Origin of the sequence: Symbioplanes lichenis (assembly GCF_030709675.1) — a bacterium.
Taxonomy (GTDB): Bacteria; Actinomycetota; Actinomycetes; order Mycobacteriales; family Micromonosporaceae; genus Actinoplanes; species Actinoplanes lichenis.
In genome coordinates this window covers 448,034-469,567 of the sequence record NZ_JAUZQD010000002.1, presented here as the reverse complement: position 1 = coordinate 469,567, position 21,534 = coordinate 448,034, and the positions used below count along the sequence as shown (strand labels likewise).

At 71.0% G+C, this 21,534-nt stretch carries 18 protein-coding genes; 13 read left to right on the top strand and 5 right to left on the bottom strand.

The window, feature by feature from the left end; genetic code table 11:
- Positions 1-208 precede the first annotated feature (208 nt).
- Positions 209-1,501, bottom strand: a complete 1,293-nt coding sequence (locus tag RAN62_RS06055; RefSeq protein WP_305783462.1) for an alpha-glucosidase/alpha-galactosidase — start codon at positions 1,499-1,501, stop codon at positions 209-211.
- A 431-nt stretch (positions 1,502-1,932) separates the two neighbouring features.
- Between RAN62_RS06055 and RAN62_RS06050 the strand changes: the two genes are divergently transcribed.
- Positions 1,933-2,868: a DeoR/GlpR family DNA-binding transcription regulator gene (locus RAN62_RS06050; RefSeq protein WP_305783461.1), complete on the top strand. Its 936-nt coding sequence runs from the start codon at positions 1,933-1,935 to the stop codon at positions 2,866-2,868.
- A gap of 28 nt (positions 2,869-2,896) precedes the next feature.
- Positions 2,897-3,319, top strand: a complete 423-nt coding sequence (locus tag RAN62_RS06045) for a hypothetical protein (RefSeq protein WP_305783460.1) — start codon at positions 2,897-2,899, stop codon at positions 3,317-3,319.
- Between the two features lie 218 nt (positions 3,320-3,537).
- On the opposite strand, the gene RAN62_RS06040 is transcribed toward RAN62_RS06045, so the two are convergent.
- Entirely contained in the window at positions 3,538-3,996 is a 459-nt protein-coding gene (locus RAN62_RS06040; RefSeq protein ID WP_305783459.1) for an aminoacyl-tRNA deacylase, read from the bottom strand.
- Between the two features lie 138 nt (positions 3,997-4,134).
- On the opposite strand from RAN62_RS06040, the gene RAN62_RS06035 reads away from it, so the two are divergent.
- The 3 genes from RAN62_RS06035 to RAN62_RS06025 all read left to right on the top strand — a co-directional run bounded on the left by RAN62_RS06035 (position 4,135) and on the right by RAN62_RS06025 (position 5,931).
- A complete protein-coding gene (locus tag RAN62_RS06035; protein ID WP_305783458.1) occupies positions 4,135-4,512 on the top strand; it encodes a DUF427 domain-containing protein in 378 nt (125 codons plus the stop codon).
- A 304-nt stretch (positions 4,513-4,816) separates the two neighbouring features.
- Positions 4,817-5,581: an RNA polymerase sigma factor SigF gene (locus tag RAN62_RS06030; protein ID WP_305783457.1), complete on the top strand. Its 765-nt coding sequence runs from the start codon at positions 4,817-4,819 to the stop codon at positions 5,579-5,581.
- A gap of 44 nt (positions 5,582-5,625) precedes the next feature.
- Positions 5,626-5,931 carry a hypothetical protein gene (locus RAN62_RS06025; protein ID WP_305783456.1) on the top strand — a complete coding sequence of 102 codons (306 nt, stop codon included), beginning with the start codon at positions 5,626-5,628 and terminating at the stop codon, positions 5,929-5,931.
- A 152-nt stretch (positions 5,932-6,083) separates the two neighbouring features.
- On the opposite strand, the gene RAN62_RS06020 is transcribed toward RAN62_RS06025, so the two are convergent.
- Complete coding sequence (locus RAN62_RS06020) at positions 6,084-6,659, bottom strand: maleylpyruvate isomerase N-terminal domain-containing protein (RefSeq protein WP_438874476.1); 576 nt, start codon at positions 6,657-6,659, stop codon at positions 6,084-6,086.
- 479 nt (positions 6,660-7,138) lie between these two features.
- The gene (locus tag RAN62_RS06015; protein ID WP_438874475.1) at positions 7,139-8,893 is read right to left on the bottom strand and encodes a phospholipid carrier-dependent glycosyltransferase; all 1,755 of its coding nucleotides are present in this window, start codon (positions 8,891-8,893) and stop codon (positions 7,139-7,141) included.
- A gap of 151 nt (positions 8,894-9,044) precedes the next feature.
- On the opposite strand from RAN62_RS06015, the gene RAN62_RS06010 reads away from it, so the two are divergent.
- From RAN62_RS06010 to RAN62_RS05980, 7 genes are all read left to right on the top strand, one after another.
- Entirely contained in the window at positions 9,045-9,314 is a 270-nt protein-coding gene (locus tag RAN62_RS06010; protein WP_305783454.1) for a DUF2277 domain-containing protein, read from the top strand.
- 681 nt (positions 9,315-9,995) lie between these two features.
- The gene (locus RAN62_RS06005) at positions 9,996-10,883 is read left to right on the top strand and encodes an SIS domain-containing protein (protein ID WP_305783453.1); all 888 of its coding nucleotides are present in this window, start codon (positions 9,996-9,998) and stop codon (positions 10,881-10,883) included.
- Positions 10,884-11,359: 476 nt separating this feature from the next.
- Positions 11,360-12,673, top strand: coding sequence for an ABC transporter substrate-binding protein (locus RAN62_RS06000; RefSeq protein WP_305783452.1), 1,314 nt, complete (start codon positions 11,360-11,362; stop codon positions 12,671-12,673).
- Complete coding sequence (locus tag RAN62_RS05995) at positions 12,673-13,617, top strand: carbohydrate ABC transporter permease (RefSeq protein ID WP_305783451.1); 945 nt, start codon at positions 12,673-12,675, stop codon at positions 13,615-13,617. Before RAN62_RS06000 ends, RAN62_RS05995 begins: the two co-directional genes overlap by 1 nt.
- Positions 13,617-14,474: a carbohydrate ABC transporter permease gene (locus RAN62_RS05990; RefSeq protein WP_305783450.1), complete on the top strand. Its 858-nt coding sequence runs from the start codon at positions 13,617-13,619 to the stop codon at positions 14,472-14,474. Before RAN62_RS05995 ends, RAN62_RS05990 begins: the two co-directional genes overlap by 1 nt.
- Before the next feature lie 635 nt (positions 14,475-15,109).
- Positions 15,110-16,690 carry an MFS transporter gene (locus RAN62_RS05985; protein WP_305783449.1) on the top strand — a complete coding sequence of 527 codons (1,581 nt, stop codon included), beginning with the start codon at positions 15,110-15,112 and terminating at the stop codon, positions 16,688-16,690.
- A 45-nt stretch (positions 16,691-16,735) separates the two neighbouring features.
- Positions 16,736-17,350 (top strand): TetR/AcrR family transcriptional regulator, encoded by a 615-nt coding sequence (locus tag RAN62_RS05980; RefSeq protein WP_369077144.1) that lies wholly within the window; start codon positions 16,736-16,738, stop codon positions 17,348-17,350.
- A gap of 6 nt (positions 17,351-17,356) precedes the next feature.
- On the opposite strand, the gene RAN62_RS05975 is transcribed toward RAN62_RS05980, so the two are convergent.
- Positions 17,357-18,232, bottom strand: coding sequence for an alpha/beta fold hydrolase (locus RAN62_RS05975; protein ID WP_305783448.1), 876 nt, complete (start codon positions 18,230-18,232; stop codon positions 17,357-17,359).
- 70 nt (positions 18,233-18,302) lie between these two features.
- Between RAN62_RS05975 and RAN62_RS05970 the strand changes: the two genes are divergently transcribed.
- Positions 18,303-21,398, top strand: a complete 3,096-nt coding sequence (locus tag RAN62_RS05970; RefSeq protein ID WP_305783447.1) for an ATP-binding protein — start codon at positions 18,303-18,305, stop codon at positions 21,396-21,398.
- Positions 21,399-21,534: the final 136 nt, after the last annotated feature.

The following is a 21,534-nucleotide window of genomic DNA, read 5'->3' as shown; positions in this document are numbered from 1 at the left end:
CGGAGACGCGGGTTCGTCGCCACGTGCTCGCGGGTGCAGCGGGCAGCGCGAAGGGCGGCGTGGGGGGCCGCCAAGTCAGCGGGTGCGAGAGGACGGCGTGGGCCGGTGCGATGGAAGTGACGGGTCGGCGTGCTGCGGATGCTGCGGGGGTGATTCGGGCGGTCCGAGAGGCCGGCGTGGTGGGTCGGGCGGGCGGTGGTTGCTTCCGTCAGCGGAGGCTTTCGGGCAGGAGGTCGCGGTGGGCTTCGGTGAGGTCGTCGCACAGGGACCAGATCTGGTCGAGGGTGAGGGTGGCGGCGGTGTTCGGGTCGCTCATTGCGGCTTGGCGGATCATGCGCTTGTCGCCGGTGACGGCTGCGCGAACGGTCAGTTCGCCGACGGTGACGAATGAGCGATTGAGCGCTGCGCACTGCAGGGGCAGGTCGCCCACGTGCTCGGGGCGGACGCCGAGGGAGTCGACGACGCACGGGACCTCGACGGCGTACCCCTGGGGGAGGTTGCTGATCAACCCGGTGTTGGCGACGTTGGCGTGGATCGTGCGCAGCGTGCCGGTGGTGATGCTGTGGATGACCTGCGGCGCGTACTCCGTGGCGTCGCGGCTGACGTCGAGCGGCTCGCCGGCGAGGACCGCGGTGCGGGTGGCGTGGTACTCGGTGACGTTGTCGGCGCTGATGCGCAAATAGTCACCGACCGGGATGCGCAGACGATCGATCTCGCTGTCGTGGTGCAGGTACCAGGGGACGTACTCGCTGGAGTGCTCGCTCGTCTCGGTCGGGAAGTAGCCGAGCCGCGCGTACATGTCCATGCGCACACGCCTGCGCAGTTCCGGATCGTCGGCCAGCTTGGCGTCCAGCCGCGGATAGAGACTCTCGCCTCGGTGCTCCCAGCGCAGCAGCCACGCCTGGTGGTTCACCCCCGCGGCGCGATAGTCGACTTCCTCCAGGGGCACGCCGACCAGCTCGCACAGATCGTGCACGGTCCAGAAGACGGAGTGGCACAGGCCGACCGCCTTGACGTCCGGCGCCACGGCGGCGAGGTAGCCGATGTTCATGGCCATCGGGTTCGTGTAGTTGAGCAGCCACGCGTCCGGGCACAACTCGCGCATGTCGCGGGCGATCGCCTCGAGCACCGGGAAGGTGCGCAGGGCCCGGAAGATGCCGCCGACACCGAGCGTGTCCGCGATCGTCTGGCGTAGGCCGTAGCGGGCCGGGATCTCGAAGTCGCGCACGGTGGCCGCGTGCATGCCGACCTGGATGGCGTTGATGACGAAGTCGGCGCCGTCGAGCACCGCGCGCCGGTCGAGGCTGGTGGTGATCTCCGGCTTGGCGCCCAGCTGGTCGGCCGTGCGCCGGGCGATCGCCTCGGCCGTCTCCAGCCGCTCGGCGTCGATGTCGTGCAGGGCGAGCGTGACGCCGCGCAGCTCGTCGAAGGAGAGGATGTCGGCGAGCAGCTCCCGGGTGAAGACGACGCTGCCCGCGCCGAGGAACGCGATCACTGTCATGGCGGGATTGTTGGCGGTTATCCACAAGCGCGCAAGGATTCTTGGTGATTCGCTTGCAAACGAACTATTCTCACTGCGCGTTTGATCAATCCGGCGGGCGGGCTCACTCGGATGGTGGGCCAGGCCAGCGGGCTCGCTCGGATGGCGGGCCGGCCAGCGGGCTCACTCCTATGACGGCGGGCTTGGGTTGGCGGGACGGTTCGGGATCGTCGGGCTCCCCGTCCGTACGGCCGGGGAGGTTCGGGATCGTCGGGCCTCTTCGTCCGTACGGCCGGGGGCTTGCGGTTTGTTGTTCATGCCTCCGTGGGCTGCGCGGGTTGCGTGGTCCGAACGTCGTCCGTGTCCGACCGCAGGCCGGTGGGCTGCACGATCGTTCGAGTCGCGTGGTCGCGTGGGGCGGGCCGGGTGGACGTACATGGGAAGGGTTGTCAATGAGCACGTTGCGCCGGGCCGACCGGGTTTCGTCGATTCTTGAGCAGATCGCTCGGAAGGGGTCGGTCGATGCCGGGGTGCTGGCCAAGGAGTTCGGCGTGTCCGCGGCCACGATTCGCCGGGATCTGCAGACTCTTGAGGACCAGCGGCTGGTGTCGCGCACGCACGGCGGTGCGGTTGCGGTCGAGGTCGCTTACGAGCTGCCCGTACGGTACCGGGTCGGCCAGCGGCGTGAGGCCAAGGCGCGCATCGCCCGTCACGTCGCCGCGCAGCTGCCGCGCGGGCCCTTGACGCTCGGGCTGACCGGGGGTACCACGACGCATCTGCTGTCGCGGCTGCTCGCCCAGCGGGTCGATCTGACCGTGGTGACCAACGCGCTCAACATCGCGGCGGAGCTGGCGCTGCGGCCCCGGCTCAAATTGATCATGACGGGTGGCGTGTCGCGGACGCAGTCGTACGAGCTGGTGGGTCCGATCGCCGACCAGGCGCTCGCCGGGCTCAACATGCAGGTCGCCGTGGTCGGTGTGGACGGCATCAGCGCCCGGGGCGGCCTCACGACCCACGACGAGATCGAGGCGAACACGAACGCTCAGATGATCCGGCGTGCCGACCGTGTGATCGTGGTCGCCGACAGCTCCAAATTGGACAAGGTGTGCCTGGCCCGGATCTGCTCGCTGAGTGACGTGGGGCAGCTCGTGACGGACGACGAGGCCGATCCGGCGCAGGTCGGTGCGCTGCGGCAGGCCGGCTTGGAGGTCGTCGTGACGGGTCCGGAGACGAGCGAGGAGTTCCCGGTCGAGACGCTGGAGGACGAGGACGACTGGGACTCCGGGCCGGTGAGCCCGGTCTCACCGTCGGCGCCCGGGGGAGCGGCCCGCCGGCCCGCCTTCGACGACGTCGTGAGCGTGCCGGATGCCGCCGGTCAGGGCGGGTGAACTGGCGGAACGGGCTTACCCTGAGGCCATGGCGATGGTGAGTTCCGTCGATGAGCGCGTGCGGCGGCTACCGCGGTGGGCGCGCGTGGTGGGTCTCGTCACGGTAGGCGCCGTGGCCGGGGCCGCGCTGACGCCGGCGTTCCGGGACGACCACGAGGTGCGGCCGGATCTGCACCGGGGCACGATCATCTGGTCGAGCACCACCGGCAACCAGCTGCGTTTCCTGCCGGCCAACGGGGTTCGCAACCGGGACGTGGCCACATATCCGTTCGCGATCGCCGAGTGGACCGACGACGTGTCCGGGCGTCAGACGACCGGTGGGCTGCCGCCCTGCCTGGAGGGTGCGAACCCACGGGACGACGCGCGCACGGCCGAGATCGGGCTCGCCTTCGTGCGGGGCGACGTTGCCGAGCGTACGCCGGTAGTGGTCTCCGTGCGCTGCATGAAGTGAGCCGCGGGTGTGGTGTCCGGTACACCTTCGGAGTGGAGTGTCACTGTCCCGGGCGTGACGTCGGGCGGGCCGGGGTGGAGATCGGCGGCAGGCCTCGCGGGCTCGCTGTCAGGTCTCGTCGGACTCGGTAGCGGGCCTCGCCGGGCTCGCTGTCGGGTCTCGCCGGGCTCGCTGTCAGGTCTCGTCGGACTCGGTGGCCGGCCTTGTCGGGCTCGGGGTCAGGCCTCGTCGGTGACGTCGGCGAAGGTGCCGCCCAGGGACACGACTGCCTCGTCGGCGTCCACCTGCAGACCGACGCCGCGCTCGCCGGCGCCGAGGTTGATGGTGCGGCCGCTGGTGCGCTCGTCGGCGACGACGGGCCACGGGCGCAGGGACCCGAAGGGCGTGATCGTGCCCCGCTCGTAGCCGGTGACCTCCTTGGCCGTCGCCGCGTCGGGCATGGAGAGCCGGTTGACCCCGAGCAACGCCCGGAGCTTGGGCCAGGAGATCTGCCGGTCACCCGGGACGAGCACGAAGAGATAGTCGCCGGACGCGCGGCGTACGACCAGGCTCTTGACCAGGTCTCGCACCTCGACGCCCTGGGCGGCGGCGGCCTCGGCCACGCTCCCGGCCGGCCCGTGCCGCAGCACCTTGTGAGCGATCCCGAGAGCGGCAGCGGCGTCGGTGGCGGCAGACATGCGATCACGATATCCGGGCCCGCGACGGGGAGATCGAAGACGAGCCGAGCGTCACAGTCCGCGGGTTGGCCCCGAAGTCCGCACCCGGAGGATAGTTGCGGCAAGCCGTGAAAGACACGGCGCTGGAGGAGGTTCGCCATGGCCGAGAAGCCGCGGCTCCACCCGGGCCCCGACCACCCCATCACCGTCACGCCGACCGGCAAGCGGGTCGTCGTCACGGTCGCCGGCAAGGTCGTCGCCGACAGCCGCAACGCCCTCACGCTGCAGGAGTCGACGTACCCCGCCGCGCAGTACATCCCGTTCGACGACGTCGACAAGTCCCTCGTCGAGAAGACCACGACGTCGACCTACTGCCCCTACAAGGGTGACGCGTCCTACTACTCGATCCCGGCCGGCGGCGAGCGCTCGGCCGACGCGATCTGGGTCTACGAGCAGCCCTACGACGCGGTGGCGCAGATCAAGGACCACGTCGCCTTCTATCCCGACCGCGTCGATTCGATCGTCGTCGAGGACTGAGCGTCTGATCGTCCGGTTCCCGGCCCGTCGTCCGTTCTGACGGCGGGTCCGGTTCCGGGGCTCGCCGCTGATTCTCCCTTTCCGTGGCGGTGCGCGGCTTTCGGCCCGCTGGGGCCAGCCGCCCTGCTGCGATGCGCGTTGCCCCAGGTGGGCGGCCATTTTTCCGGTGACTTTCCGGCTCGTCGGGCCTCCGGCGAGCCGTCGAATCGACACGCCCGGGCTCGAACGAGTTGCGTCGGTTCCTGCGTCGTTTAAGCTCGGAGGCGCCGGGTAGTCAATGGCGGCTTCGGCGAGAGGATGGAACATGACGATCACGACCACACGGGTTCCCGAAACGGCTTCCGAGCTGCTCCGCGACCTTGCGGCCGCCCCCGAGGGACCCCGGCGTGCGGCGTTGCGCGACGAGGCCATCCGGATGTGGTTGCCCCTGGCGCACCACCTGGCCCATCGCTACACGGGTCGCGGCGAGCCCGACGACGACCTGCTCCAGACGGCGACGCTGGGCCTCATCAAGGCGATCGACCGCTTCGACCCGACCCGCGGCGTGGAGTTCGCCGGGTTCGCGGTCCCGACGGTCCTGGGCGAGATCCGCCGGCACTTCCGCGACCGCACCTGGTCGGTCCGCGTGCCCCGGCGCATGCAGGAGCTGCGCCTCTCCATCTCCGAGGCGAGCAACGCCCTCACCCAGAGCCTGGGCCGCTCGCCGACGGTCGCCGACATCGCGGCCCACCTCAACGTCACCGAGGAGGACGTCCTCGAGGGCCTGGAGGGCGCCCGCGCCTACTCGGCCCGCAGCCTCTCCACCCCGGTGACCGAGGACGGCAGCACCTCCCTCGGCGACACCCTCGGCGAGACCGACCACGAGATGGAGCTGGCCGAGCTCCGGATCGCCCTCGGCCCCGCCCTTCAGACCCTGGAGGAGCGCGAGCGCACGATCCTGTCGCTGCGCTTCTTCGGCAACCTGACCCAGTCCGAGATCGCCGCCAAGATCGGCGTTTCCCAGATGCACGTGTCGCGTCTGATCACCAAGGCTCTGGCGAAGCTGCGGACGGAGCTTTCCGCTGGCTGAGCGCCGCTCGTGGGTGTCAAGGGGCAGCGGCGTAGGGTCGGGCCATGCGACTTCCTACCGCGGCGATCACGGCCGGCTCACTCATCGGCGGGTGGCAGCTTGCCCGGCGCACCGGCAACCGGCCGCTCGGCGGGGCAGTGCTCGCGGCCGGCGGCGTGCTGGCGGGGCGGGAGTGGGCCCGGAACACGAGCCCGGCGGTGACTGCGGCGCTGGCCGTCACGTATGTCGGGGCTTTCGGGCTGTCGCATCCTCTGGCCAAGCGGATCGGGTCCTGGCCTTCGGTGCTGACGGTGTCCGCGTTGACGGCTGTTGCCTCGTACGTGGCGTCCGATCGGCGGTCGCTGGGCTGAGCCGGGCGCTTCGGCTGCCGTCCGTTGCGCTAAAGCGGGCCCCGGCCTTGACTTTTTCGGGTCGCGGCTGTGGATCGCGTCCGGCTGGCGTTCTATGTCGCGCGGACCGCTGCACGGGTGAACGGCTCGCCGCGGATGGGTAATTGGCGGCTTCACGGCGACTGGTCGAGCGCGGCCTTCAGGACCCAGGACGTCAGGCGGGGGCGGCCGGGCAGGGCGACGCGCCCCGTGCACCACAGCAGGGCTTCGGCCGGGCCGGCTGTGGGGGCGTTCGGGAAGAGGCGGGCCAGGACGAGTTCGCAGAGGTTCGACGGCGGGCGCCACGGGATGGCCAGGCCTTGGGTGATGTCCCAGGTGTGGAGGAGCGCTTCGTTCGTGCCCAGGGCCGCGAAGCCGGACGGGTCGGTCGGGCCCCAGTGCCAGGCGCGGGTCGTCGGCGGGGCCGTGGCCAGTGCGTCGCACAGGAGGCGGCCGCATGCTGCGACCACGTGGAGGAGCTGGGCGGGCGGGGTGTCCGGGCGGATCACGAGGTCGAACGGTAGATAGGCGGCGCCGGGGCGGCCGGCGAGCTGGCCCGCGTATGCCAGCAGGTCGTGGGCCACGTGCGCCGCCGTGGTCCAGCAACTCCAGTCGAGGGTGCTGGCCGGCACGGTCCAGCCGCGGGCCACGTGCGGGGTGAGCACCCGCACCATTTCGTCCACCGCCGCGCTGACGTGCCGGCCGTTCACCGTCTCCATGGCGGTCATTCTTGCTGTCCATGGCGGTCATTCGTGCCGGGCGGAGGCGTGGACGCGCGGTCGCTTGGCGAGCGCCTGTTCCGTCGAGGCCTTGCACGCCGCTCGCTTACGCCGCTCGCGCCCGCTGCCGTCGTCACTCCAGCCGCTGATTGGTTCGCCCGCCGCCTCGCGAAGCTCGCCGCCTGCCGCCGCCTGCCGCCGTCACTTTGTGCCGCTACCGCCGTCACTTTGTGCCGCTACCGCTGCCGATCGTCGCTATTGTGCCGCTTGCCGCCTGCCGCTTGGGCTTTGCCTGCTGCGCCGTGCGCCGTTGCTGCCGCTGCAGCCCCGTCGCTGCTGCTGCCGCACCGCTCGTCGCCACTGCGAGTTCGTAGCTAACGTGCCGCTGTCTCTGGCGCTGTCCGCGCCGCGATCTTCTGCTGATGGTGGTGTTTGAGCGGCGAGCGGCGAGCGGCGAGCGGCCCGGGCGGTCACGGGCGGCGGTAGATGCTGATGGAGTAGCCGACTTGATCGATGGGGTCGCCGCTCGTGGCCAGGAGCGCGGCGAGGCGGCCGGTGGCCTTGGCCACAGAACTGTCCGAGACCACGAGCAGGCCGTGGACATCGTCGGCCGGGACTTCCAGGGGATTGCGGGCCTGGATGCCGTACGCGGAAGGCAAGCCGGCGCCCTTGTAGATCAGCCAGACCGGCTCGCCCGGGTAGGCGGTGCGGAGGTGGTCGGCGAGGCGGCCGAGGTCCTGGCCCCAGTCGACGTTCGAGTCGTGGAGGTTGAGGTGAGTGCGGGCGGTACCCCCGAAGGCCTCGTTCGAGTACGGCAGGTAGTACGGGAACGTGCTGAGCGAACTGAGCGCCACGAGCACTGCGAGCCCGCCCGCCGCGGCGGGGACCCAGCGCCGGCGGATCAGGACGAGGCCGGCCGCGGCGACGGCGAGGAAGATGGGCATGAAGATCGCGTAGCGGGTGCCGAAGTCGCGGGCGCCGGTCATCGCGATGGCCAGGAGCAGGGCGGGGAGCACCAGGACGTACGGGATCGCGGGGCGCAGCCGGGGCACGCTGATCATGGCGACGGTCGCCCCGAGCCACAGGACCAGCATGGCGAGCGGGGTCTTCACCAGCAGGGCGGCGGGCAGGTAGTACCAGAGGGAGCCCTCGTAGAGCCGGCCGAACAGGAAGCCGCTGAACAGCGAGTCCTCGAAGCCGAACTGGATGCGCATGCCGTCGCGGTACGGCTCGGGGAACGGCAGGAGGTCCACGAGCACCGCCCGCAGACCGTGGATCTTCGGCAGTCCGAGCGGCTCGAGGAAGCTCAGGCGCGGATCCACGATCAGGTACGTCAGCCAGACGACACCGATCGCCACAGCTGCCACGCCGAGCGCCGCCGCCGATGCTTCCGCGAGAGTGCGCAGCATGGGTTGTCCGGATGCGCGTTTCGGCTGATTCGGAGCTGACCCGGGCTTTGAAGCCGCAGCGGGGGTGTCGGTGCCGGCGGACGCTGGTCCGAGGGGAGCCGCTGGATCGCCTTTGTGGGGTGTCGCGGGTTCGCCTTCTTGGGGCGTCGCGGGGTCGTCGGATGTTCGTTTCGGGGTGCGCGGTTTGCGCGTTCGGACAATGGCCCAGGCAGCGAGCAGCAGAATCACCGGCACTGCGGGCAGAACGCTCATGCGCGTGGCGAGCGCCGCGCCCAGGGCCACTCCGGCCAAGGGGAGATAGAGCCAGAGGCGAGCGGTGCGGGCACGCCAGGTCAGCCAGACCGCTGTGAGGAGAAACCCGATCGCCGGTACGTCCAGCGTGGCGAGCGAGCCGTGCGTGATGATGTCGGGCGAGAAGGCGTACAGAGTGAGCGCGAGCAGGCCACCCAGCGTATTCGTGAGGTCGCGGGCGAACGCGAACACGACCAGCCCGAAGAGCAACGTGAGGAGGATCAACGGCAGACGAGCCAGGAACATCAGCTCGTACGGGTCATTGCCCGCCTCGTACAGCACGTGACGGCCCAGGTCCGACTGGTTGCCACGGAACGCGGGGTCGAGCTGTGGATGCGCGAAAATCAGCCCCGCCGCCATGATCAATTTGCCGAGCGGCGGGTGCTCCGGGTTGTAGCGCAGGCTGTGCTGTTCGATGTAGGTGACGGCGGTCCCCACGTACACGGGCTCGTCGATCGTCGGGGTCTGCTGCACCGCCGTGACGATCATGGCCGTCGCCATCTGACCGAGAAGGATCACCACCATCAGCGGTACGAGCCACCGCCGCCGCGACGTCGTCGCCGGTGACGTGGCAATGGCTGCGGTGTCGCTCACGGGCGCGAACCTACCCGGGGTGTCCTGAATCGTCTGCGGCACGTCCCTAGGTACGCGCGCGGGACGGATTAAGCTCACCCCCATGTGCCGGAACATCCGTCAGCTGCACAACTTCGAGCCGCCCGCCACCCCGGACGAGGTGCAGGCCGCCGCCCTCCAATACGTCCGCAAGGTCGGCGGCACGACCAAGCCGTCCCAGCGTAACCAGGCGGCCTACGACAAAGCGGTCGCCGCCGTCGCCGAGGCCACCGCGGTCCTGCTCGCCGAGCTGGTCACCACGGCGCCCCCGAAGGACCGCGAGATCGAGGCCGCCAAAGCCCGCGAACGCGCCCGCGAGCGCTACGCCTCCTGACCGCACGCTTCGCGACCGCAGCCCTCCTGATCGCACGCAGCTCGACCGTGCGCCTCCGGACCGCATGCAGCTCGACCGCGCGCGTCCAGACGGCATGCAGCTTGACCGCGCGCCTCCTGACGGCATGCAGGTCGACCGCGGGCGTCCTGACCGCGCCATATCGCAGTCCGGACGAACAAGAGCGAATGAGCGAACGCGCATCGCTAGAGATGGTGCCCGCGCCACCCAGCCGGTAGGTGCCCAAGCGCGCCGCACCGCTCCGTCGGCCTCGCGCAGGTCGGCCTGAGTTGAGCCGCTACGCCTTGCCGGCCTCGGGCTGTTCGGCCCGAGCTGAGCCGCTGCGCCCTACCTGGTATCGGGCCGCCGCGCGCGGGTTGATCTCAGCTGAGCCGCTGCGCTCTGCTTCGCCGCCTTAGTGAGCCTGCGCGTGGGTGTGCGTGGCTGCGCGAGTGAGCGGTCGCGCGCAATGCCATGTGCGCGGACTTGGTGGCAAGGCCGTCGAGGGTCGAGGGCGGGGGACGACCGCTCTCGGTCGGGGACGTGGCGGCCTGCCCGGAGGTGACGAGACTTGGTTCGGAACTGAATGGTCGGCTGTTGATCCGAAACTAAACGTGCAGCGCGGATTGCTCGTTTGGTGTTTGGATCTTGTTAAACAAAAACAAACGAGCATAATCCTCGAACATGAACGACACGTCAGCGGAAATTGCCAGCCAGCCTGCCGTGTGGGAGGAGGCGCTGCCGCTTGCCGACGAGGTTCGTGCGGAGGTTGCGGCTCCCGGGGAGCGGGTGCTGATCATCGGTTGCGGGACGTCCTGGTTCGTCGCGCAGGCCATGGCCGAGCTGCGGGAGGGCGCCGGGCTCGGCGAGACCGACGCGGTGTGCGCCTCCGAGTACCGCCCGCGCCGGCGCTATGACCGGGTTGTCGCCGTCAGTCGTTCCGGGACGTCCACCGAGGTGCTCGAGGCGCTTCAGCAGGTTCCGGCCGGCACTCGGCGCGTTGCGATCACTGCCGTTGACGGGATGCCGATCGACGAGCTCTCCGATGCGCGGATTCTGCTCGACTTCGCCGATGAGCGGAGTGTTGTGCAAACGCGCTTTCCGACCACTGTTCTTCTGCTCGCGCGGGCGGCCTTCGGTGAGGACGTGACGCACGTGGCCGCCGACGGGCGCGCTGCGCTCGAGGCGCCACTGCCGGCCGACCCGGCGGGCATCGAGCACCTTGTGTTCCTCGGAACCGGCTGGACCGTCGGGCTCGCGCACGAGGCGGCGCTCAAGGTTCGCGAGGCGGCGCAGGCGTACTCCGAGTCGTACCCGGCGAAGGACTTCCGGCACGGACCCGTCGCCGTCGCAGGCAGCAAGAGCCTGGTGTTCTCCTTCGGCGGCGTGCCCGCCGACCTCGACGACACCGGCCGCGCGGCCGGTGCGACCACGTATCGCGACGAGCGTGACCCGCTCGCGCAGCTGGTGCTCGCCCAGCGTTTCGCCCTGGCCCTCGCCGCGCACCGCGGCCTGGACCCCGACCACCCCCGCCTGCTCACCCGCTCGGTGGTGCTCACCGAGCCGGTCTGACCCGCGCGCCGCCCGGCCCGGCGCCGGACGGCCGCAACCCCGCCCGCGCAGTCCCGCCGGGCGGCCGCACCCCGCCTGAGCGAACGCGCAGGTCGCACCCCGCCTGAGCGAACGTCCAGGTCGCACCCCGCCTGAGCGAACGTCCAGGTCGCACCCCGCCTGAGCGAACGCGCAGGTCGCACTCCGCCTGAGCGAACGCGCAGGTCGCACTCCGCCTGAGTGAACGTCCAGGTGCACCCCGCCCGAGCAAGCCCGCCGGGCGGTCACGCCCCCGGCCCGCGCCGGACAACACCCCCGTCCGGCACTCCGGCCGAGCGGTCCGCGAATGACCCGGCACCGTGCCGGCCGCGCGCACCCCGCTCGGCACCCTGCGCACCCAGCCCGGCACAGCGCCGGGCACCCCGCGATCGGCTCGCGGCAGCCCGGGCCGGTCCGTCCCTGCGAAGGATCGAGGTTCTCCGGTGACGAAAACGAAAGTGACCAGATCGCTGCGCCGCACGGCCCTGGCGGCCGCCGCGAGCGCGATGGTGACGCTGTCGGCCTGCAGCATGAGTGGCACAGGCGGGGACGGCAAGGACGCGGCGGAGGGCTTCGACCCGTCCGCCGCGGTGACTCTCACCTGGTGGACGGGGCAGACGGAGGACGCCGAGAAGGTGGCCGAGGGGCTGGCGGCCGAGTACCACGCCGCCCACCCCAACGTCACGATCAAGACGTCCACCGGCGCTCCGACCACCGACGACCTGCTGACCAAGCTCTCGGCCGGCTTCGCCGGGGGCAGTTACCCCGACATCTCGTACGCGTTCGGGAGCTGGGCGGGCGAACTCGGCGCGAGCGGCCGTACGCAGGATCTGACCGACTATGTCGCGGACGCCTCGTTCAAGTGGGACGAGATGCCGGAAGCCGCCCGGGTGACAGCGACAGCCGACGGGAAAGTCATCGGCGTTCCGGCGCTTGTGGACAACTTGGCGCTCATCTACAACAAGAAGCTGTTCGACGCGAAGGGCGTTGCCTATCCGACGGATGACTGGTCGTGGGACGACTTCCGGGCGGCGGCGAAGAAGCTGACCGATCCGGCCACGAACACGTACGGAACGACGTACTCAGTCTCCGGCAGTGAGGACACGACCTGGCACCTGTGGCCGTTGCTGTGGCAGAACGGCGGCCAGATCCTCGACGGCAAGAAGCCGGCGTTCAACTCCGACGCCGGCGTCAAGGCGCTCGAGACGCTGCGCGCGATCGCGGTCGACGACAAGTCCATGTACCTCGACCAGACCGACGAGAAGTACCCCGGCCTGTTCAACAGCGGTCACATCGCGATGATGCTGTCCGGTCCCTGGTCGCTGCTCGAGATCAAACAAGCCAAGCTCGAGTACGGCGTGACGGCGCTCCCGGGCGTGAACGGCGACCATCAGACGGTCTCCGGGCCGGATCTCTGGGTGCTCTTCGACCACGACGACGCCAATCGCGCCGGGGCGGCCCGCGAGTTCATCAAGTGGCTGACCAGCGCCGGGACGGACGCGAAGTGGAACCTCGCCGTCGGCAACCTGCCGCTGCGCACGAGTGAGAAGGACACGCCGCAGTTCGCTGAGTACGTCAAAGAGTATCCGGGCGGGCAGAAGTTCTTCGACAACCTCGCGAACGCCAAGCAGGCCCGGCCGACCGTCGCCGGGTACGAGACGATGAGCCGCAATGTCGGCGACGCGATCGCGCAGGTGCTGCAGGGCGCCAAGCAGCCCAAAGAGGCTCTCGACGAGGCGGCGAGCAAGTCGGCCGGGGTGCTGGAGGAGTAATGACGATCACCTTCGCCGCGACCCCCCGTACTCCGCCGAAGGGCACCGCCCCCGCGGCCCGCCGCCGCGGCCGAGCCCTGCGCCGCACCCTCACTGGCTGGGGTTTCGCGGCTCCGGCGACGGTTCTGGTGGTCGGCCTGTCGATCTTCCCGGCCGTGTGGGCGTTCTTCATCTCGCGCACCAGATGGAACGGCATCGCGCCGGCGAAGCCGCTGGGCTGGGACAACTATCAGCGCATCGCCCAGGATCCCGACGCCGCGGCCGCCGCGCAGCACACGTTGCTGCTGACTGTTTTGTTCGTACCCGGATCGATCATGCTCGGTCTGCTCATCGCGATCGCGCTGAACCAGAAGATCCGGCTGATCGGTTTCTATCGAACGTGCATCTTCGTTCCGTACGTGGCGTCCGCCGCCGCCACGGGCATCCTCGCCGGCTACGTCTTCAACCCGCAGTTCGGCGCCGCCAACGAGGTGTTGCGGCGGCTCGGACTGCCCGCGCAGGGGTTCCTCGAGAGTCCGGGGCAGGCGCTGCTGGTCATCTGCGTCATCGCGTTGTGGGGTGAGGTCGGCTTCTGCGCGGTCATCTACCTCGCCGCGCTGCAGGACATCCCGCACGAGCTGGTCGAGGCGGCCACCGTGGACGGTGCGTCGAAGCTGCGCGTCTTCTGGCACATCACGCTGCCGGAACTGCGTCCGGTGACAGTGTTCACCGCGATCTGGCAGACCATCACGGCGATGCAGCTCTTCGACCTGATCTACACGACGACGCGCGGCGGCCCGATGAACAGCACGCAGACCGTCGTCTACTACATCTACGAGCTGGCGTTCCAGACCCAGCGCCTGGGGTACGGGGCCGCGCTCGCCTACCTGCTCTTCGCGGTGACGATGGTGCTCACGCTCAGCGTCTTCTGGTACAGCCGGCGCTCGGGATCGGAGGCCTTCTGATGACAACGTCTTCCGGGACCCGTACGGCGCCCGCCCGCTCGTGGCGCCTGCCGTTCAGCCCGTGGCACCTGTTGCTGATGCCGCTCGCGCTCATCTTCGTGTTGCCACTTGTGCAGATGGTGCTCACATCGTTCATGAGCGAGTCGGAGATCAACCGGTTCCCGCCGAAGTTCATCCCGTCGGGACTGCACTTCGATGGCTACACCAAGCTGCTGAGCGAGTCGCACATCTTGCTGTGGTTCGGCAACACGGTGCTCGTTTCAGCTGTTGCCGTCATCTCCCATCTGATCCTCTGCTCCCTGGCGGGGTACGGCTTCGCCCGTCTCAAGTTCGCCGGGCGGGGTCTCGCCTTCGTCGCCATCGTCGCCACGGTGATGATCCCGATGCAGCTGCTCATGATCCCGACGTACCTGATGTTCGCCCAGCTCGGCATCGTCGACACTCTGGCGGCGGCCTTCGTCCCGTGGCTGGCCTCGGCGTTCGGCATCTTCCTCATGCGCCAGTTCTTTCTCGGGCTGCCCGTCGAGCTGGAGGAGGCCGCGCGGCTGGACGGCTGCGGGGCGTTGCGCACCTTCGTGAGCGTGGTGCTGCCGCTGGCCCGGCCGGCGCTGGCGACGCTGGCTGTCTTCACGTTGCTGTCGAGCTGGAACGATCTGTTGTGGCCGCTGATCGCCATCTCGGACGACACGAAGTTCACGCTGCAGGTGGGGCTGGCCAGCTTCCAGGGCACCCGGCGCACGGAGTGGTCCCAGCTGATGGCCGGCAACGTGATCGCGACGCTCCCGTTGATCGTCGCCTTTCTCGTGGCGCAGCGCCGGTTCATCGCGACGATGACGTTCACGGGGTTGAAGGGCTGAGTGCTCGCGGGCGGTGTCGGCGGGCCCCGCTTCGACGAGCTGTCTGCCGGGGCGGCGGCTCTGTGTCGCCGGCCGGACTCGTGGGCTGAGGTCACCAGGGTGCCGAGTTCACCAGGCGCAGGGCGGTTGGCGTGGTTACGGGCGTTCGTGGCCGGTCGGGAGGTGATCCCGGCCGGCTGCTTCGTGTCCGGCTGGTGCGCGTGGCGCTCATCTCGCCCGTGAGCGAAGTGAGCGAACGCGCAGCACGGCCCGAAGCGACGCGGATCGCGCTGGATATGCGCCGTGCGGTGACTGTGGTGCGGCGATGAGCGATGCGCCGCGTGGTGGGGCTGGGGCGGTGAGCGGTGCACTGCGCGGTGGGTGGAGCGGCGGTGAGCGGCGCGCGGCGCGGTGGGTGGTGCGGCGGTGGGCGGCGCGCGGCGCGGCGGGCGGCAGCGGGCGGTCATAGACGCGGAGAGGAAGCTGCACGGGGTCGGCCGGACAGTTCGAGGCCCGGTGGTGAGGGCAGCGAGGGCACGTGACCGTCGCCACATTCGATACGAGACGGTTTCGTATCGGAAGAGGACGGCCTACGGTGGGACGCGATACGGAACTGTGCCGTATCGTAACTGACGCGAGCTCGGGAGAGCACTTCCATGGACGAAACGCACACGGGGCATCCCCGGCGCTGGGCGATTCTCGGCGTCCTCGTCATCAGCCTGCTCGTGGTGGTTCTGGACAACACGGTCCTGAACGTCGCCATGCGCACCATCGCCGACCCCGGCAGCGGGCTGGGCGCGAGCCAGAGCCAGCTCGAGTGGGCCATCAACTCGTACACCCTGGTCTTTGCGGGTCTGCTCTTCACCGCCGGCATCCTGGCCGACCAGCTCGGACGCCGGGTCACCCTGATCACCGGGCTTGCGGTCTTCGGCGTGGCTTCGCTGCTGTCCGCGTACGCGCAGAGCCCCGGCCAGCTCATCGGCGCGCGCGCCCTGATGGGGCTCGGGGCGGCCGCCGTCATGCCGGCGACGCTGTCGATCATCGCGAACGTGTTCACGCCGCAGGAACGGCCCCGGGCCATCGGCATCTGGGCCGGCGCCGTCGGGCTGGCCGCCGCGATCGGGCCGGTCGTGGGCGGTGTGCTGCTCGAGCGCTTCTGGTGGGGCTCGGTCTTCCTGATCAATGTCCCCGTCGTCATCGCGGGCATCGTGCTGCTGCTGGTGCTCGTCCCCGAGTCGAAGGACCCCAGGCCGGGCCGCATCGACATCCCGGGCGTGCTCATGTCCGTGGTCGGGCTGTCGCTGCTGACCTACGGCGTGATCACCGGCGGTGAGGACGGCTTCGGCCGCTGGCAGGCGTGGGGCTCGCTGGCCGTCGCGGTGATCGTCCTCGTCGGGTTCGTGTTGTACGAACTGCGCACGGCTTACCCGTCGCTGGATGTTCGTTTGTTCAAGAACGCGCAGTTCTCGGCGTCGACCGGCATGGTCGGCCTGATCTTCTTCGCCAGCATGGGCGCGATGTTCTTCAGCGCGTTCTACCTGCAGCTGGTCCGGGGCTACGGCCCGCTGGCCTCCGGCGCGCTGTTCGTGCCGTTCGCGGTCGGCCAGCTGGTGTTCGCGCCGCGCAGCGCGGCCATGGTCAAGCGGTACGGACCCAAGGCCGTCAGCGTCGTAGGTCTGCTCCTGGTCACCGTGGGCCTCGCGGGCTGGATCCTCGTCGGCGCGGGCACGCCCATCTGGATCGTCGGCGCGCTGTTCTTCGTCATGGGCGTCGGCATGGCCAACGTCATGCCCCCGGCGACCGAGTCGATCATGGCCGCCGTCCCCCGGGAGAAGGCCGGCGTCGGATCGGCCGTCAGCAACACCGTCCGGCAGGTCGGCGGCGCCCTCGGCGTGGCCGTGCTCGGTGCCGTCCTCTCCTCGGTGTACCGCGGCGACGTCGAGGACGCGACCGCGGCTCTCCCCGACGCCGCTCGCGAGGCGGCCCGGGAGTCGATCTCCGGGGCGTACGGTGTCGCAGAGCAGGCCGGGGCCGCCGGCTCGGGGCTGATCTCCCAGGCCGACGACGCCTTCATGACGGCGCTGCACTGGTCGGCGGCCGGTGGTGTCGTGGTCGCCCTGCTCGGAGCCCTGGTCGCGCTGCTCTGGCTGCCCGGTCGCCGGCCCGCCACCGCGCCGGCGCCCACCTCGGCGGAGGGCCTCGCCGAGGAGCAGGGTGTGGAGTTGATCAACTCGTGACGCCCCGCGTGGCCGTCGCGTAAAGGCTCGGTGACAATGGAGCGTATGACGACGGCCGGCGTGGACGCGGGAGCCGACCCGGGGCGCAAGTCCCTGGGGCGGCCCCGCGACGCGCGCGCCGACGACGCCATCATCGAGGCGCTGATCACGTTGCTGAGCGAGGGCCAGAGCGCGGACGCGATCTCGATGGAGGCGGTCGCGGCGCGCGCGGGGGTGGGCAAGGCGACGATCTACCGGCGGTGGCCCAACAAGGAGGCCCTGCTGATCGACGCCGCGGCCCGGATGAAGGGCCCGCCCCCGGCCCCCGCCGGCATCTCGGTGCGCGAGGACCTGATCGCGCTGGTCGCCCCGCCGCACACCAAGAAGAGCGAGCACTACAGCAAGGCCGCCGCCTGCCTCATCCCGCAGGCGGTCCGCAACCCGGAGATGCACGCCGTCTACCAGGCGATCCTCGAGCCGCGCCGCAAGGTGATGCGCGAGGTCCTGCAGCGCGGCGTCGACAACGGCGAGCTGCGGCCCGACCTGGATCTCGAGCTGACGCTGCTGCTGCTCACGGCGCCGTCGATGGCCCAGAACGTCTTCAACTTCAACCCCCGGGTCAAGCGCGAGGGGTACGCCGAGGCGCTGGTCGACCTGATCCTGCGGGGCGCGGCCGCCTGACGGGTCTCAGCGGGTCAGCAGGGTCCTGAGGGCCTTGCTGACCGCGGCGGGATCCTCCTCGGCCATGAAGTGCCCGCACGTGACCGTCTCCAGCGTCACGTCCGGCGCCCACGCCCGCCACACGGCCGAGGCGTCGTAGCCGAGTACGGCGCCCCAGTCCTGCGCGAGCACGGTGACCGGCATCGTCAGCTTCGCCCCGGCGTCCCGGGCGGCGGTGTCGTCGGCGACGTCGATCGTCGCCGAGGCGCGGTAGTCGGCCACGATCGACGGGACGGCCTCCCGGGACGCCCGCAGGTACTCGGCCCGGACCTCCGCCGGGATCGCCTCCGGGCGGCGGGTCCAGATGTCGAGGAAGTACGCGAAGAAGGCGTCCGGCGCCCCGGCGATGAGCTGCTCGGGGAGCCCGGCCGGCTGCGCCATCAGGTAGAGGTGGAACGCCACGGCCGCGTCCACCCCGTGCAGCACGCTCCACATGTCCAGCGTCGGGACGGTGTCGAGCAGCGCCAGGTGACTGATGGCGTCCGGATGGTCGAGCCCCGCGCGGAAGGCGACCAGGGCGCCCCGGTCGTGTCCCGCCAGGGCGAACCGGTCGTGCCCCAGGCCACGGGCGAGGGCCACGACGTCGGCGGCCATCGTGCGCTTCGCGTAGGCCGTACCGTCGGGGCTGTGGGGTTTGCTGCTGGCGCCGTAACCGCGCAGGTCCGGGCAGATGACGGTGTGGTCGGCGGCCAGATCGGCGGCGACGTGCCGCCACATCAGGTGGGTCTGCGGGAAGCCGTGCAGCAGGACGATCGGCGTGCCGGTGCCGCCCACCGCCGCCCGCAGGGACACGCCCTCGGCGACGGGCACGGTGAGCTGGTCGAAGTCAGCGAACGTGGTCATGGATCCACCCTCGCGCGGCGGGATGAGTGCCGGGTCAGTGCGGGATGAGTGGCGCCTACGATGGGATCCCGTGAGGTTCCAGGTGCTCGGCCCGATCGCCGTGTCGGACGCGGCCCTGGGCGGGAAGCTGCAGCGGGCGCTGCTTGGGCGGCTGCTCGTGGCGCGGGGGCGGGTCGTCTCGGTCGACCGGCTGGTCATGGACCTGTGGCAGACGCCGCCGGACGGGGCTGTCGCCGCGCTGCGGACGTTCGTCGCGGACCTGCGCCGGGTCCTCGAGCCGGGCCGGGCGCCGCGACAGGCGCCGTCGGTGCTGGTCACGCGCGCACCCGGGTACGCCCTGCTGGTCGAGCCGCCGGCCACGCTCGACGCGGCGGAGTTCGAGGAGCTGGTCGGCCGGGCGGGCAGCGGGACGGCCGGCGAGGTGCTGGAGCGGGTGGACGCGGCGCTGGCTTTGTGGCGCGGGGCCGCGTACGAGGAATTCTCGGAAACGGCCTGGGCCCGCGCGGAGAGTGAGCGGTTGGACGAGCTCAGGATGCTTGCCGTGGAACGGCGGGGTGCGGCGCTGGTAGGGCTGGACCGGGCGGCGGAGGCGGTACCCGGGCTGCGCGCGCACGTGGCCGAGCGGCCGCTGCGGGAGGACGCGTGGCATCTGCTGGCGCGGGCGCTCTATCGGTCGGGGCGGCAGGGCGAGGCGCTGGAGAGCCTGCGGGAGGCGCGGAAGACGCTGGTGGATGAGCTGGGCGTCGATCCGGGTCCACGGCTGCGCGAGTTGGAGACCGCCATGCTCGTTCAGGATCCCGCGCTCGATGCTGATCGTCCGCGGGTCGTGGCCGCTCAGGGGCCCGAGCCCGGGCGTGTGTCCAGGGTTGCTGGGGGATCCGGGCGCGTGTCCGGGGCCGCTCGGGGATCCGGGCGCGTGTTCGTGGGGCGGGAGGATGAGCTCGCCGTCGTGCAGGCTGCCGCCGCCGAGGTGCAGCAGAGGGGCCGCGCGGGGGTGGTGCTCGTGACGGGGGAGGCCGGCGCGGGCAAGAGCGCGTTCGCCGAGGAGGCCGTGCGGCGGCTCGGGTGGCCGTCGGTGTGGGCGCGCGGGCCCGAGCACGAGGGCGCGCCGATGCTGTGGCCCGTGCTGCCGGAGGCCGGCGGCGGTCCGCTGCTCGTGGTCGCCGATGACGTGCATCACGCGGACGGCGATGGGCTCGAGGCGCTGAGCGTTGTGATCGAACGCGCAACGGCGCTGATCGTCGCCACGTACCGGCCCGGGGAGGTGGGGCCGGCGGCGGCCGGGATGCTGGCGCGCTGGGCGAAGGCCGAGCCGGTGCGGATCCGGCTGGGCGGCCTGGGCGAGGGAGACGTCGGTGCCCTGGTCACGGCGGTGGCCGGTCCGGCGGTGGACACCGATGCCGTACGCGACATCCACCGGCGTAGCGGCGGAAACCCCTTCTTCGTACGCGAGCTGGCGCGGCTCGTGGACACCGGCGAGCGCATTCCCGACGGGGTGCGGGACGTGATCCGGTATCGGCTGGCGCGGCTGCCGGAATTCGCGCAGGACATGCTGCGCCGGGCAGCTGTGCTGGGCCGGGACGTTGACCCCGACATGCTCGCCGCGTTGGCCGGGGATGTGCTCGACGCGGTCGACGTGGCGCTCGGCGCGGGCTTCCTCACCGAGGCGGGCGGCTTGCGCTTCACCCACATTCTCGTACGCGACACGCTGTACGACGATCTGTCTGAGCTGCGCCGGCAAAGGTGGCACGCCGAGGCGGCCGTGGTGATCGAACGCGCACGTCCCGGAGACCATGCCCTGCTCGCGCACCACTACGGCCGGGCCGGATCCGCGCATGCCGTTCGCGCGACCGCGCATGCCGCCGCGGGCGCGGCGTCGGCGGAGAGTCGGAACAACCCGCACGAGGCGGCGCGCTTGTGGCGGCAAGCGGTTGCCGGGGCGTCGTCGCCGGCTTCCCGGGTCGCCGCGCTGGTCGGGCTGGGCCGGGCGCTCGCGGTGCTGGGGCAGCTCGGGGAGAGCCGGGCGTTGCGGGTCAGAGCAGTTGAGGCCGCCGCCGGGGATCCGTCGCTGGTGGCGGAGGCGCTGGCCGGATTCGACGTTCCGGCGGTGTGGCCGCGCAATGACGACGAGGAGCTGTCGGCGCGGATCGTCGCTGCGGTCGAGGGGGCGTTGCCGGGGACGGAGGGTGCGCTTCGGGCCCGGCTGTTGTGCGTGCTCGCACTGGAGTTGCGGGGGGAGGTCGGCGACCGGGGGCGGCGGGCGGCGGCTTCGGCGGAGCGGCTGGCGCGGGCGGCCGGGGATCCGGGGTTGGTGGTGCTCGCGCTGAATGCTCGTTTCATGCACGGTTGTGCGCGTTCGGGGCTGGCCGGTGAGCGGGACGCCATCGGGGCCTCGCTGGTCTCGGTCGCCGGGCGGCATGGGCTGGTGACGTTCGAGGTGCTCGGACATCTGATCCGGATGCAGTCGGCGTGCGCGTTCGGAGATTTCGTGGCGGCGGCCGAGCACGCGGACGCTGCCGACCGGCTGGCCGACGAGTACGAGTTGCCGGCCGTCGGGACGTTCACGGGGCTGGCGCGGGCTCTGGCCGTGGCGGTAAGTGGCGGGGATGCCGAAGCGCTTTATCGAGAGGCTTTCGCGCGGTTGGCAACCGGTGGCATGCCGGGGGTTTCGGAGGGGCTCGAGGCGCTGACGCGGCTGGCACTCGGTGGGTCGCCTCGTGCGGGCGAGATGCAACGGCCGCGCGGGTCGGACTCGCTGGACGTCGCGCGTGGAGTGATGTCGTTGGCCGTGCCGCGTGGGGTCGGCTCTCCGGATGTCGCGCTCGGAGTGGACTCGCTGGATTTCGCGCTCGGGGAGGACCCGTTGGGCGTCGCGCTCGGGCCTTATGCGCCGTGGGCTCGGCCGTGGCTGCTGGTCCGGGCGGGGCGCACGGCCGAGGCGGCGGCTGCGCTGCACGCCGTGCCCGAGTCGCCGCACGATCTGCTGCTGGAAGCCCGGCTGGCGTTGCTGGCGCGGGCCGCGGTCGCGCTGAAGGACCGGGCCGCGTGCGCGCGTCTGCACGAGGCGTTGCTGCCCGCTGCCGGTCAGCTGGCGGGGGCGGCGAGCGGGGTGCTCTCCTTCGGGCCGGTGGACGACATCCTCGCGCGTTTGAACGAGCATCGCTGACCGGACTTCTCGTTCGAGCGGGTCGTCGGCCGGCGACGTGTTCGAGCGTTCGCGCGAGCTTCGCTGACTGGACCGCGCGCTTCTGCGGGTCGACCGTGCGGCGTCCTCGTGCGTTTGCGCGAGCTTTGGTGGTTGG

Excerpts from the sequence above, each read along its gene's own strand:
- RAN62_RS06040 (WP_305783459.1), bottom strand. The coding sequence starts at position 3,996 with ATGTCTGCCGCCACCGACGCCGCTGCCGCTCTCGGGATCGCTCACAAG.
- RAN62_RS06030 (WP_305783457.1), top strand. The coding sequence starts at position 4,817 with ATGACGATCACGACCACACGGGTTCCCGAAACGGCTTCCGAGCTGCTC.
- RAN62_RS06055 (WP_305783462.1), bottom strand. The coding sequence starts at position 1,501 with ATGACAGTGATCGCGTTCCTCGGCGCGGGCAGCGTCGTCTTCACCCGG.
- RAN62_RS06050 (WP_305783461.1), top strand. The coding sequence starts at position 1,933 with ATGAGCACGTTGCGCCGGGCCGACCGGGTTTCGTCGATTCTTGAGCAG.
- RAN62_RS06005 (WP_305783453.1), top strand. The coding sequence starts at position 9,996 with ATGAACGACACGTCAGCGGAAATTGCCAGCCAGCCTGCCGTGTGGGAG.
- RAN62_RS05975 (WP_305783448.1), bottom strand. The coding sequence starts at position 18,232 with ATGACCACGTTCGCTGACTTCGACCAGCTCACCGTGCCCGTCGCCGAG.
- RAN62_RS05990 (WP_305783450.1), top strand. The coding sequence starts at position 13,617 with ATGACAACGTCTTCCGGGACCCGTACGGCGCCCGCCCGCTCGTGGCGC.
- RAN62_RS05995 (WP_305783451.1), top strand. The coding sequence starts at position 12,673 with ATGACGATCACCTTCGCCGCGACCCCCCGTACTCCGCCGAAGGGCACC.
- RAN62_RS06035 (WP_305783458.1), top strand. The coding sequence starts at position 4,135 with ATGGCCGAGAAGCCGCGGCTCCACCCGGGCCCCGACCACCCCATCACC.
- RAN62_RS06025 (WP_305783456.1), top strand. The coding sequence starts at position 5,626 with ATGCGACTTCCTACCGCGGCGATCACGGCCGGCTCACTCATCGGCGGG.
- RAN62_RS05980 (WP_369077144.1), top strand. The coding sequence starts at position 16,736 with ATGACGACGGCCGGCGTGGACGCGGGAGCCGACCCGGGGCGCAAGTCC.
- RAN62_RS05985 (WP_305783449.1), top strand. The coding sequence starts at position 15,110 with ATGGACGAAACGCACACGGGGCATCCCCGGCGCTGGGCGATTCTCGGC.
- RAN62_RS06015 (WP_438874475.1), bottom strand. The coding sequence starts at position 8,893 with ATGGTGGTGATCCTTCTCGGTCAGATGGCGACGGCCATGATCGTCACG.
- RAN62_RS06010 (WP_305783454.1), top strand. The coding sequence starts at position 9,045 with ATGTGCCGGAACATCCGTCAGCTGCACAACTTCGAGCCGCCCGCCACC.
- RAN62_RS06045 (WP_305783460.1), top strand. The coding sequence starts at position 2,897 with ATGGCGATGGTGAGTTCCGTCGATGAGCGCGTGCGGCGGCTACCGCGG.